Genomic DNA, 12,222 nt, shown 5'->3' with positions numbered 1-12,222 from the left:
CCGACGCAAAGACTCCCCGGGCCGAAGGTCCGGGGAGTCTTTGCTGTTTCGATGCCGAGCTGTCTCAGCCGTGCTGCTTGCTACCCTTCGGCGAGCAGTTCCCTCGCCGCATCGCCTACCCGCGCCAGGCCTTCGGCAATGGAGCGCGTCGGAATGGCGCCGAAGCCTATCCGGAAGCAGTTCCGCGGCGGATCCGCTTGGCTGAAGAAGATATCGCCCCGCTCGATCAGCACGCCGCGCTGTTCGGCACGGCGGACCAGCTCCACGGCATCAAGCCGGGCGGGGCCCTCCATCCACAGGCTGACTCCGCCGGGCGGGTACGGGCCCTGTTCCCAGGGCAGGCACTGCGCGGAGAGCTGGGTAATCGTTTCCCAGCGGGTTTTCAACTGCCTGCGGTGCCGACGCAGGGCGCGGTGGTAGTCGCCGCTGTCGATCATCAGGGCCAGCGCGCGCTGCATGTGCCCGGGAGGGTGGCGCACCTGGTACCGCCGCACCCTGCGCAGTTCCCTGACCAGCTCGGCGGGCCCCACCAGGAAGCCCAGCCGCAGCCCGGGGGAGAGGAACTTGGAGAACGTGCCCAGGTACAGGACGTCGCCGGTGGAATCCAGTGCCTTCAGAGCGGGGCTGGGGCTGCCTTCGTAGCGGAACTCGCTATCGTAGTCGTCCTCGATGACAACCGTGCCGGAAGCGGCGGCGAGCGTGAGCAGCCGACGGCGGCGCTCCATGCTCAGGGTGACGTTGGTGGGGTGCTGGTGGCTGGGCGTGACGTAGAGCAGGGCGGTGCCGCTGAGGGTCCCGGGGAGGCAGAGCCCGTCCTGGTCGACGTCGATTCCGTAGACCTGTGCGCCGGTGCGCATGAAGATATGGCGCGCGTCAAGATAGCCGGGGTTCTCGATGCCCACGCGCTGGTGGGGGCCGAGCAGGGTCCTGGCCAGCAGGTCCAGTCCCTGCTGGGATCCGACGGTGATCAGGATTTCGTCCGGCCCGGCCTCAATGCCGCGTGCCGGAAGGATCTGGCGCCGGATCATCTCGACCAGCATGGGGTCGTCGGCGCCCACGCTGTCCTGGAGGCTGGCAAAACGGTGGGGCTGGTACAGGGCTTCGCGCAGGCTCCGCACCCAGGCCGTGGCTGGGAAGCTGTGGACATCGATCTGGCCGGCGACGAACGGGTAAGGGTAGGAGTACCAGTCGGCTGTTTTCTCCACCTCGGGGACGCCCTCGTCGGCGTAGCGCCGCATCCTGGAGGACCAGTCGATCATGGAATCCGTTGCCGGCACCTGGGATTCGGCGGCAGCCAGCATCTCCGGGTTCACGAAGATCCCGCTGCGTTCATGGCTGAGCACCAGACCCTCGGTGAGCAGTTCCTGGTACGCGAGGTTGATGGTATTGCGGGCAACCTTGAGCTCGGCCGCCAGCTCCCGAGAGCTGGGCAACCTGCGGCGGGCGTCGAAGATACCCACAGCGATACCGTGTTCGAGGACGCGGCGAACCTGCCGGTACAGCGGCTCACTGGAATTGCGGTCAATCTCTATGAGCGTCCGTGGCATGTATTGCCTCTCAAATAGCTCGATGAAGTATCAGGACCTCACGAAGCGGGGGAGTTCAGTATGAACTCCCCCGCCAAAAATTTCCTTTTTCTTTAGCTTTGAGTCACGGCTTCCAGGGAATCAATGACCTCGATGCTGTGGGCTGCACCAACGGCGGCGTTGGTGAGTCGCCCGGCGACAGTGGTGAGGCCTGCCCGCAGTGCTGCGTTTTCAGCCATAGCCCGCTCGATGCCCTTGTCCGCGATCTGCAGCACGTAGGGCAGGGTTACGTTGGTCAGGGCGTAGGTGGAGGTGTGGGGAACGGCGCCCGGCATGTTCGCGACGCAGTAGAAGACCGAGTTGTGAACGCGGAAGGTGGGTTCCTGGTGCGTTGTCGGATGTGAATCCTCGAAGCAGCCGCCCTGGTCGATCGCGATGTCAACGAGGACGCTGCCGGGCTTCATGCGCGAGACCAGCTCGTTGGAGATGATCTTCGGGGCTTTGGCTCCCGGGACCAGCACGGCGCCGATTACCAGGTCTGCCTGGACTACTTCCTGTTCGATTGCGAGCTGATTCGCCGCGAGCGTGCGGACGCGTCCCTGATACATGCGGTCTGCGGCCCGCAGCTTGTCCACGTTCTTGTCGAACAGGACCACGTCTGCCCACATGCCGGCAGCCACTGCGACCGCATTCATTCCTGAGACGCCGGCGCCGATGACGACAACGCGGGCCGGTGCCACGCCGGAGACGCCGCCGATCAGTACACCGCGCCCGCCTTCAGGACGGGTCAGGCACTGCGCGCCCACGAGGGGAGCCAGTCGACCGGCCACTTCGCTCATGGGGAACAGCAACGGCAACGAGCCGTCTTCAAGCTGCACCGTTTCGTAGGCGATGGAGGTGCTCCCGGCCTCCAGCAGGGCCATGGTGCAGGCCTCGTCGGCGGCCAGGTGCAGGTAGGTAAAGATCGCCAGGTCCGGCCGCATTCGGTGGTATTCCTCGGCGATCGGCTCCTTGACTTTGAGCAGCAAATCTGCCGTGGCCCAGACTTCATCGGCGGTCTGGAGAATGCTGGCTCCGGCCAGCGTGTACGCATCATCGGAGATGGATGACCCTTCTCCGGCACCGGTCTCGATGAGCACTTCATGCCCATGGGCAAGCAACTCATGCACGCCGGCTGGCGTGACGGCTACTCGGTATTCGTGGGATTTGATTTCCTTCGGGACGCCGATCTTCATTGGGACCTCCGTGTCGTTGATGGGTGCTCTCGCTAAGTCCCGCCGTACGGGCTGCGCAGCATTATCGAAGTATGGAATGAACCGGCAGGGACCAGAAGAACCAGAAGTATGCTGGGTGATGGGACCAGACTGGTCCCATCACCCAGTGACCATTTGGTACTGATGCAGGAAAAAACCATGACCTAGGCTTCGATCATCGCTACTCACCTCGACACGAAGGAGATGGTCTTGGACGCCTCCACACTCCGGGCACAGGCCCGACGACACCTCGGACCCCACTTCACCCGCAAGGACACCTGGGACAGCGAGTTCCCGATTTTTGTCCGCGGTGAAGGAAGCTACCTCATTGACACCGAGGGAGACCGATACTTGGACGGACTGGCAGGGCTCTTCTGCGTGAACATGGGCCACGGACGCCAGGACATCGCCAAGGCAGCCAGCGAGCAGATCAGCACCCTGGCCTACGCCTCCAACTGGGGCTCGGCTCACCCGCCGGCCATCGAGGCCGCCGCGCTCATCGCTGAGCTGGCCCCCGGGGACCTGGGCACCACGTTCTTCGTCAACTCCGGCTCCGAGGCCGTGGAGACGGCCCTGAAGTTTGCCCGCCAGTACTTCCGCAGCCAGGGCCAGCCGCAGCGCACTAAGGTCATCAGCCGAGACATGGCCTACCACGGCACCACCATGGGCGCACTGTCCATCACCCAGCTGCCCAAGATCAAGGAGCCGTTCGGCGAGCTCCTGCCGGGCATCCGCAGCGTCCCGAACACCCTGGGTTTCACCGGCGACTGCGGTCCGGTCACTGAACTCGACTGCTTCCGCGCCATCGAGCGCGTGGTCCTCGAAGAAGGCCCCGAAACCATTGCTGCCATCTTCGCCGAGCCGGTCCAGAACGGCCGCGGCGCCCTCGTGGCACCGGACGGCTACTGGCCGGCACTGCGCGCACTGTGCGACAAGTACGGGATCCTCCTCGTCTCCGACGAAGTCATCTGTTCCTTCGGCCGCCTTGGCCACTTCTTCGGCTACGGCGTCACCGGAGTCATCCCGGACATGGTCACCTTCGCCAAGGGCTCCACCTCCGGCTACGCACCCCTGGGCGGCCTGATCGTTCGCGAGCAACTGGTCCAGGAGCTGTTCAACTCGTCCACGGGCGGCGTCTTCACGCACGGCGCCACCTGGGGCGGGCACCCGGTCTCCACCGCCGTCGCGGTCGCCAATATCACTGCCATGCGCGACGAAAACGTCCTGGGCAACGTCCAGGAGCAGGGCCCCAGGATCATGGAGGCCCTGGAGTCTTTGAAGAGCTCGCACCGCTGCGTCAAGGCGGTCAGGGGCACCGGCTTCTTCTACGCGATCGAACTCATGGCGGACAGCTTCAGCGGCCGCGAACTGACCGAGGCCGAGTCGCTCAAGGTCCTGCGCGAAGTACTTCCCGAGTCCTTCAAACGGACCAAGGTGATCCTGCGCGGAGACGACCGTGGCGCCACCATGCTCATGATCTCCCCGCCACTGGTTGCCGATGCCGAGGTCCTGTCCGCCCTGTTGCATGGTGTGGACGGCATGCTCAACGACGTCGAAAAGGCCATCCAGCCCTAAGCCGCTGCATCCGGTATTCCCTGTGGAGGCTTCCCTCGTGGAGGCCTCCACAGGCCCGATATGAGAGGCGTAAAGCCATGACTACGGCGATGATTGATGAGCGGGCAGCGCCGTCCGCGGGAAGCGCCCTGTTTGAGCGCTGGCGCCAGGAACTTTCCGGCCGCCGTCGCACCGTCGGGTTCTCGGACGGTGAAGACGAACGTGCCATCCGCGCCGCCAGCACGCTGGCGGCTGAGGGAATTCTCAGGCCCCGGCTGATCGGCAGGAGCGCCGAAATCCGGGGGCTGGCCGCCGGTCTGGGCTGTATGCTGCCCGAGGATGCCATTCTCGACGTCGACGAGCTGGCCCACGACAGTGCAGTGACCACAATCATCGGCGATGCTTATGCCGGGAAGCCTGAACGACTGGCATACGTACAGCGCGAGCCCGTCCATGTTGCCGCAGCCGCCTTGCGGGCCGGGTACCTTGATGCCTGTGTTGCCGGGGCGGGGACACCTACGGCAAATGTGATTCGTGCCGCGCTGCGTGTGGTGGGGCTGGCTCCCGGTTGCTCCACCTTAAGTAGCTCCTTCCTGATGCTGCTTCCCGATGGACGGCACCTAACGTTTGGTGATTGCGCTGTCATTCCAGATCCTTCCCCCGAACAGCTGGCGGACATTGCCGTATCGGCGGCTGCCACACACCAGGCCCTGACCGGGCAGGAGGCAAAAGTGGCGTTGCTGTCCTTCAGCACAAGGGGCAGCGCAATCCACCCGCACGTGGACAAAGTCAGGGCGGCGATGGGCATCCTGCGTACCCGACATCCGCTGCTCCACGTGGACGGCGAACTGCAGTTTGACGCTGCGGTCGTCCCCGGGATCGGGGTGACAAAGGCGCCCGGATCGGATGTCGCCGGGCAAGCCAATGTGCTGGTATTCCCCAGTCTGGATGCCGGAAACATCGGCTACAAGATTACGGAGCGCCTCGGCAGCGCCGTCGCAGTGGGCCCCATCCTGCAGGGCCTGGCCGCGCCTTTGAATGATTTGTCCCGCGGCTGCAGTGCGGAGGACATTGCCGCCGTGGGCCTGTTGAGCGCCATGCAATCTCTCGCCGAGCCGGCTACCGGCATCCCTGCGAATTCCGTCGCTGCGGCAACCGGCGGCACGCCGGCGATTCCACCTGGAACAGCCTGAGAATTCCAGCCGCCGTCCCACTTGCTGTTTCGAAAGAAAGGAGATCCGGTCCGAGCACGGCGCGCGCCCGCTCCGGATGGATCGTAGATGACCATGACACAAGACGTTGCCACCACCGCAGGAAGTGAAAAGCAAAAGCAGGACGGACTTCTTCTGCGAGGTCTGCGCCATCCCCGGTTGCCCGGGCTGGGACTTGCAGCCGTCGCCGTCGCGGTCGCGTGGCTCATCCACGCAGCAGTCCCGGTACTGCCGTTCCTCACGGTGTCTGTCATCCTGGGCATCCTGTCCGCGAACCTGCCGGGGATCAGCGCGGCAGTCGAAGGGGTCATGCAGCCCGGGCTAGTCCTTGCGGCCAAGCGATTCATGCGGCTGGGCATCGTGCTGTTGGGGCTGAAGCTCAGCCTGATCGATGTCGCTGCCCTGGGCTGGACGACGCTGGGGATTGTGGCTGGCATCGTCGTGTTCACTTTTGCGGGGACGATTCTACTGGGCAAGGCTCTCAGACTTCCTGGCGATGAATCCGTGCTGCTCGCCGCAGGCTTTTCCATCTGCGGTGCCTCAGCCATCGGGGCCATGAGCGGTGTGACCAAGACCGACCATCGAGGCACTGTTGTGCCCATTGCGCTTGTGACGCTGTGCGGTACTTTGGCCATTGCTATTCTGCCCGCCCTCAGCGGCCCGCTTGGCCTGCACGATGCCCAGTTCGGGTATTGGGTGGGAGCTAGCGTCCACGATGTGGGCCAGGTGGTCGCCACAGCGCAGACAGCAGGTACAACAGCCCTGGCCGGAGCGCTGATCATCAAGCTCACCCGCGTTCTGATGCTGGCTCCTATGGTGACGGGGGCTGCGCTGGTACAGCGCTACCGGCGACGGAGGGCGTCCAGTGGCACCGAGGAGGCCGGCGCCAAACTTCCGCCGCTGATTCCGCTCTTCGTGGCAGGGTTCATGGCAATGATCGTCGTGCGGACGTTCGGCATCCTGCCACATGTGGCCCTGGAAATTGCCGCAACTACCCAAGACCTGCTGCTTGCAGCAGCGCTGTTCGGGCTGGGCGCGTCAGTACAGGTACGCTCGCTCCTCCAAACAAGCGGCAGGGCGATCCTGGCTGCCATGCTCTCATGGGGATTCATCGCAGTACTGGCTTTCATAGGCGTGCAATTTATCCCGGACGGGACACCGTGAGCCCCGCAGAACTCATCATCTCGGCGCTCATTATTGCCTTCGCCGTGGTGGCACAGGCCAGCACGGGCTCAGGATTCGGCATCGTCGCTTCGCCCCTGCTGCTAATGATCAGCCCACATCTGGTACCTGGCCCGTTGCTGCTGGTCTCATGCGTGGTCATGGTGTTCGTGACCTGGCAGAACCGAAAAGGATTGGGGCATCTGGATCTCAAGAGCGCCCTTGCCGGTTGCCTGCCCGGGGCCCTTGCAGGACTGTGGGTGCTGCCCCTGCTGAACGGCAAGTGGACCGGAGTCATCATCGGCGGGCTGGTCGTGGCCAGCGTGCTGGTCGGACTCGCACGGTTCCAGATCCCACAGAACCGGATCTCCCTGATCGCCGCCGGCGTGTTCGGCGGCGTGCTAGGTACGGTTGCCTCGACCTCGGGGCCGCCGATCGTAGTGGTCTACCGGAACCTAGACCCGGTCCGCTACCGCGCCAACCTGTCGATGTTCTTTCTCGTCTCATCTCTGGTCTCTTTGCTCGTCTTGATCGGATACGGGGCCTTCGGCATGCCGGATCTGATGGCTTCCTGCTGGCTGCTGCCGGGTGTGGTCCTCGGTGCACTCGCGTCCAGGCCCGTGGTGAGACGACTTTCCGCGGCAACAATCCGTCCCGCAGCCCTAGGCCTATGCTTGATTGCCGGGGTGGGCCTGGTCGTCAAAGGTGCCCTCGCTTGACGGGTTCCGTGAACCCCCCGACGTGCCGGCCGGAGAAGCCTGACTGCGGCCGGCACGCCATACCCGGTGAGGACTGAGCAGTACGGTCCCGCAACAACCAGCAAGAATTCGGAAACGAGGACCAGTGAACACAGCAGAGCCAAGCGTCCGGTCCACGGGCAGCAGCCGTGTTAAGCGCGGCATGGCGGAGATGCTCAAGGGCGGCGTCATCATGGACGTCGTCAACGTCGAGCAGGCCCGCATTGCCGAGGACTCCGGTGCCGTGGCCGTGATGGCGCTGGAACGCGTTCCCGCCGATATCCGCGCCCAAGGCGGCGTGTCCCGCATGTCCGACCCGGACATGATCGACAAGATCATCGACGCCGTTTCCGTGCCGGTCATGGCCAAGGCCCGGATCGGCCACTTCGTCGAGGCCCAGGTCCTGCAGTCCCTCGGCGTGGACTACATCGACGAGTCCGAGGTCCTGACCCCGGCCGACTACACCAACCACATCGACAAGTGGAACTTCACCGTCCCGTTCGTCTGCGGCGCCACCAACCTCGGTGAGGCCCTGCGCCGCATCAACGAGGGCGCGGCCATGATCCGTTCCAAGGGCGAGGCCGGCACCGGGGACGTCTCCAACGCCACCACCCACATGCGCCAGATCCGCGCCGAAATCCTCAAGCTGGCCGGCATGGCCGAGGACGAACTGTACGTCGCCGCCAAGGAACTGCAGGCCCCGTACGAACTGGTCAAGGAAGTTGCCGCCACCGGCAAGCTCCCGGTGGTGCTCTTCACCGCCGGCGGGATCGCCACCCCGGCCGACGCCGCGATGATGATGCAGCTCGGCGCCGACGGTGTCTTCGTCGGCTCCGGCATCTTCAAGTCCGGCAACCCGGCCCAGCGCGCGGCCGCCGTCGTGAAGGCGACCACCTTCTTCGACGACCCGGACGTCATCGCGAAGGCCTCCCGCGGACTGGGCGAAGCCATGGTCGGCATCAACGTAGACGAGATCCCGCAGCCGCACCGCCTCGCCGAACGCGGCTGGTGACGGTGAAGCCGAAGGCCTTCGAGGAGCCGCCGAATGTGCCACGTATGGAACCTGGCAAATGGTGCCGTATGGACTCGGCGTCCAAGTTAGGTTGGAGGGCAGATATCTCGGGCAGCGGGCCATCGCCGGTTGCACGCCTGATGGATCTGTCCTGCACTCGGGGCAATGGAGGGTAGACGCCTTTTCCAATGGGACGACGCCGTCATCATCCAACTTAGCTGATCAACACCCGCGCGCAGCCGTGGTCAAAATCAGGCATTGAGGCGATATGCCTCCAGAGACACCACGCCACACCGGCCTTCGACCCGTTAGATTCTCGATGCTTATACCAGATGAACAGATGCCCGCTTCGAGCTGGAACCGCAAAGCCGTAGCCCCGCCATCGCCCCCTGCAGTGGACCTCATCAGCCTTGGCCGCCGGGTCCGGCACCTGCGGAAAGCGGCAGGGATGACACTCAATAACCTGAGTGCCGCCGTCGGGACCGCGCCGAGCCAGCTGAGCCTGATCGAGAACGGCAAACGCGAGGCCAAACTCGGCCTGCTCCAGCAGCTCGCCGCGGCGCTCGGCGTCAGGATCGACCAACTGCTCGGGGCCGAGCCGCCCAACCGGCGCGCGGCACTGGAGATTGAGCTGGAACGGTACCAGCGCAGCCCCCTCTACGAGTCCCTCAAGCTGCCGAAAATCCGCATCAGTTCGCGGTTGCCGATGGATGTTTTGGAGTCGATGGTGGGGCTGCAGCACGAGCTGGAGCGCAAGCTCAATGAGCAGGTGGCGACGCCGGAGGAGGCCCGACGCGCGAATGCCGAATTGCGCGCCATGATGCGCGAGCGGAACAACTACTTCCCGGAGTACGAGGCCGAGGCACATAAGGTCCTCGCCTCCGTGGGGCACACCAGCGGTCCGCTTTCCCATCACGTTATTGCCGACATCGCCGGGCACCTGGGTTTCAGCCTTCACCACGTGGGTGACCTGCCGCATTCCACCCGTTCGGTGACCGATCTTAAGAACCGCCGAATTTACCTCACGCAGAACGCGCGCAGCGACCACGACCCCCGTTCGGTGCTCCTGCAGGCCCTGGGCCACTACGTCCTGGGCCACCAGACGCCCAGCAACTACGCGGATTTCTTGCTGCAGCGCGTGGCCACGAACTACTTCGCAGCAGCCCTCATGCTGCCGGAACAGGCCGCCGTGGAGTTCCTGCAGAAGGCCAAACAAGCCAAGGAAATCGCTGTGGAGGACATCAGGGACGCCTTCGCCGTGTCCTACGAAACCGCCGCGCACCGCTTCACCAACCTCGCTACGGAACACCTGGACCTCCGCACGCATTTCCAGAAGACCCACCAGAGCGGCATTATCTACAAGGCCTACGAAAACGACGGCGTGACGTTCCCCCAGGACCACACCGGAGCCATCGAGGGCCAGCCCTCCTGCAAAAACTGGACGTCACGGGTGGTGTTCGACGTGCCGGACAAGTTCAGCGCCTACAACCAGTACACCGACACACCCGCCGGAACCTACTGGTGCACGGCCCGGACCGAGCGCTCCGCCAACGGCGAGTTTTCGCTGTCCGTGGGAGTCCCCTACGCGCAGGTCAAGTGGTTCCGCGGCCGGGACACCATTGAGCGGTCCAAATCCACCTGCCCGGACGAGAACTGCTGCAGGCGGCCCCCGGCCTCGCTGACGTCCGAATGGGCCGGCAACGCCTGGCCTTCCGCGCGCACCCACTCCCACCTGCTCGCCGCCATGCCGCCAGGGGCGTTCCCCGGTGTGGACGAAACCGAGGTCTACTCCTTCCTGCAGGTTCAAGCGAATCGCTGAGACACCGCGACGATGGAGCCCCGGCATCAGAGCCGGAAGGACAAGCGATCATCCTATTGCTGGACGGGAGTGGACAACGCGCGGCTGTGAACTCTGCGGGCTGGTTGCTCTGGCAGGGAGCAGTGCCCCGGACACAGCGACGCCGCCACGACTTCCGGCAGAGTACATTGGACCCTTTTTCGGGATCTGCCCCGGCCCGTCAGTCATCACCTCAAGAACGAGTGGTGCTTCCGCTGAGCTGCCGCGGAGTTCTCGGACAGTGGGCCCTCCTAAAATGGGGGTCTACTGAAAGTAGAGATCAGCATGACCACAGCACGCCGGCGTTTCACCCAAGAGTTCAAAGACGAGTTGTGCCGTGAGGTGATCAATACGTCCAAACCCATCAAGGATGTTGCCACCGCATACGGCGTCGGCCCCGAGACCCTCCGCAACTGGCTGAACAAATACCGCGAGGCTAACGGCAATGCCGTTTGGTTAGGGGGTGCGGTGTGATGTCAAACCGGCGCGGTTCCCGGAAATAGGAGTGCAGCCCTTGTAGAAGTAGTTCTGTCCGCCAAGACCGAGCTACATCACAACAAGGGCTGCAATGCATGATTCTGTCATCAATCACGCGCCCGGGGTATTCGCTCCCGGGCATCTGGGCGAGCTGACCCGGGTCGTTCCGTTCGAGATGGTCGATGCGGCCCTGACTGCCACTGGCCGGACGCAGCACCGGCTCCGGCTCCTGCCTTCACGGGTCGTGGTGTACCTCCTCCTGGCAGGTGTTCTGTTTGCCGGCCAAGGGTGGCGGCAAGTGTTCTCACGCCTTACTGCTGGACTTCCCGGCCCTGTGGTGAGGCCATCGGGTGCGGCGATCACTGAGGCGATGCGCCGGGTCGGAGCAGCACCATTGCGTGAACTGTTCGATCTGCTCAAAGGGCCAGCGGTCACCAGCGCCAGGCAGACGGTGCAGTTCGCAGGCCGTCTGGTGGTCGCGATCGATGGCACCCAGATCCCGGTCGCCGATACTGACGCGAACCGGGTGATGTTCCCCAAACCCCGTGGCGGCCCGAACGGGGAAGCGGGATACCCCATGATCCGGCTGGTCGCACTCGTCGCTTCCGGTACCCGATCGGTGATCGAGGCCGTGTTCGGCAGTGACAGGACCGGGGAACTCAGCTACGCATCCCAGGTCGCGGCCGCGCTACGACCGGGGATGCTGCTGCTCGGAGACCGGAACTTCGCCACCTACAAGTTCTTCACCACCGTCACCGGGACCGGGGCCGGGTTCCTGATCCGCGGCAAGAGCGGAACCGGCGCGATGAAACTCCCCGCCACAACCCGCCTCCATGACGGCTCGTACCTCTCGAACGCCGGCGGCGTGCCGGTCCGGGTCATCGACGCGGAAGTGACGGTCAGGACCGAAGCGGCCACCCGCACCGGCGAATACCGGCTGATCACCACACTGCTGGACCCGCGGGAGGCGCCAGCACAACAGCTGGTGAGGCTCTACCACGAAAGGTGGGAGATCGAGACCGCCTATTGCGAACTGAAATCCACGATCCTGGGCGGGCGGGTGCTCCGAGGCCGGTATCCCGCGGCAGTCACCCAGGAAGTCTGGGCGCTGCTGACGGTCTACCAGGTGCTCCGCACCGCGATGGCAGACGCGATCCTGGACCGGCCCGATATCGATCCCGACCGGGCTTCGTTCACCACCGCGCTCCGGGCCGCCCGCGACCAGATCATTCAGGCCGCAGGGATCATCACCCACAGCACAGTCGACCTTGTCGGCCGCATCGGGACAGCGATCCTGGCCGAACTCCTGCCCGCCCGCCGCACCCGGACCCGGCCCCGCGTGATTAAACGCGCGATCTCCAAATACCGCGCCAAAGGACGCGACATCGACCGGCACACCTATCCCGCGACACTCACCACGAGAATCTTGACCCCCGACCCCAACAGCTAACCAA

General features: G+C 64.5%; 9 protein-coding genes and 1 pseudogene. 8 read left to right on the top strand and 2 right to left on the bottom strand.

Going from position 1 to position 12,222, the window contains the following annotated elements; genetic code table 11:
- Positions 1-80: 80 nt before the first annotated feature.
- Both ACQCSZ_RS25155 and ald read right to left on the bottom strand, forming a co-directional pair.
- Positions 81-1,547 (bottom strand): PLP-dependent aminotransferase family protein, encoded by a 1,467-nt coding sequence (locus ACQCSZ_RS25155; RefSeq protein ID WP_427008523.1) that lies wholly within the window; start codon positions 1,545-1,547, stop codon positions 81-83.
- Positions 1,548-1,639: 92 nt separating this feature from the next.
- Positions 1,640-2,761, bottom strand: coding sequence for an alanine dehydrogenase (ald, locus tag ACQCSZ_RS25150; protein WP_427008522.1), 1,122 nt, complete (start codon positions 2,759-2,761; stop codon positions 1,640-1,642).
- Between the two features lie 222 nt (positions 2,762-2,983).
- On the opposite strand from ald, the gene ACQCSZ_RS25145 reads away from it, so the two are divergent.
- From ACQCSZ_RS25145 to ACQCSZ_RS25110, 8 genes and pseudogenes are all read left to right on the top strand, one after another.
- Complete coding sequence (locus ACQCSZ_RS25145) at positions 2,984-4,354, top strand: aspartate aminotransferase family protein (protein WP_427008521.1); 1,371 nt, start codon at positions 2,984-2,986, stop codon at positions 4,352-4,354.
- A 77-nt stretch (positions 4,355-4,431) separates the two neighbouring features.
- On the top strand, positions 4,432-5,526 hold the full coding sequence (locus ACQCSZ_RS25140) for a phosphotransacetylase (protein ID WP_427008520.1): 1,095 nt from the start codon (positions 4,432-4,434) through the stop codon (positions 5,524-5,526).
- An 87-nt stretch (positions 5,527-5,613) separates the two neighbouring features.
- On the top strand, positions 5,614-6,708 hold the full coding sequence (locus ACQCSZ_RS25135) for a YeiH family protein (RefSeq protein WP_427008519.1): 1,095 nt from the start codon (positions 5,614-5,616) through the stop codon (positions 6,706-6,708).
- Positions 6,705-7,424: a sulfite exporter TauE/SafE family protein gene (locus ACQCSZ_RS25130; RefSeq protein WP_427008518.1), complete on the top strand. Its 720-nt coding sequence runs from the start codon at positions 6,705-6,707 to the stop codon at positions 7,422-7,424. The genes ACQCSZ_RS25135 and ACQCSZ_RS25130 overlap by 4 nt, the downstream gene beginning before the upstream one ends.
- Before the next feature lie 124 nt (positions 7,425-7,548).
- Positions 7,549-8,454 carry a pyridoxal 5'-phosphate synthase lyase subunit PdxS gene (gene pdxS / locus ACQCSZ_RS25125; RefSeq protein WP_427008517.1) on the top strand — a complete coding sequence of 302 codons (906 nt, stop codon included), beginning with the start codon at positions 7,549-7,551 and terminating at the stop codon, positions 8,452-8,454.
- 340 nt (positions 8,455-8,794) lie between these two features.
- The gene (locus tag ACQCSZ_RS25120) at positions 8,795-10,273 is read left to right on the top strand and encodes a helix-turn-helix domain-containing protein (protein WP_427008516.1); all 1,479 of its coding nucleotides are present in this window, start codon (positions 8,795-8,797) and stop codon (positions 10,271-10,273) included.
- A gap of 303 nt (positions 10,274-10,576) precedes the next feature.
- A pseudogene (locus tag ACQCSZ_RS25115) lies at positions 10,577-10,735 on the top strand (transposase); the annotation flags it as partial.
- Between the two features lie 124 nt (positions 10,736-10,859).
- Positions 10,860-12,218: an IS4 family transposase gene (locus ACQCSZ_RS25110; RefSeq protein ID WP_427008515.1), complete on the top strand. Its 1,359-nt coding sequence runs from the start codon at positions 10,860-10,862 to the stop codon at positions 12,216-12,218.
- Positions 12,219-12,222 lie beyond the last annotated feature (4 nt).

The sequence above is a fragment of the Pseudarthrobacter sp. H2 genome (assembly GCF_050157045.1).
Lineage (GTDB): Bacteria > Actinomycetota > Actinomycetes > Actinomycetales > Micrococcaceae > Arthrobacter.
The sequence above is the reverse complement of the archived record's forward strand: the minus strand, read 5'-3'. Positions and strand labels throughout refer to the sequence as shown.

Excerpts from the sequence above, each read along its gene's own strand:
- ACQCSZ_RS25155 (WP_427008523.1), bottom strand. The coding sequence starts at position 1,547 with ATGCCACGGACGCTCATAGAGATTGACCGCAATTCCAGTGAGCCGCTG.
- ald (WP_427008522.1), bottom strand. The coding sequence starts at position 2,761 with ATGAAGATCGGCGTCCCGAAGGAAATCAAATCCCACGAATACCGAGTA.
- ACQCSZ_RS25145 (WP_427008521.1), top strand. The coding sequence starts at position 2,984 with ATGGTCTTGGACGCCTCCACACTCCGGGCACAGGCCCGACGACACCTC.
- ACQCSZ_RS25140 (WP_427008520.1), top strand. The coding sequence starts at position 4,432 with ATGACTACGGCGATGATTGATGAGCGGGCAGCGCCGTCCGCGGGAAGC.
- ACQCSZ_RS25135 (WP_427008519.1), top strand. The coding sequence starts at position 5,614 with ATGACCATGACACAAGACGTTGCCACCACCGCAGGAAGTGAAAAGCAA.
- ACQCSZ_RS25120 (WP_427008516.1), top strand. The coding sequence starts at position 8,795 with ATGCCCGCTTCGAGCTGGAACCGCAAAGCCGTAGCCCCGCCATCGCCC.
- ACQCSZ_RS25110 (WP_427008515.1), top strand. The coding sequence starts at position 10,860 with ATGCATGATTCTGTCATCAATCACGCGCCCGGGGTATTCGCTCCCGGG.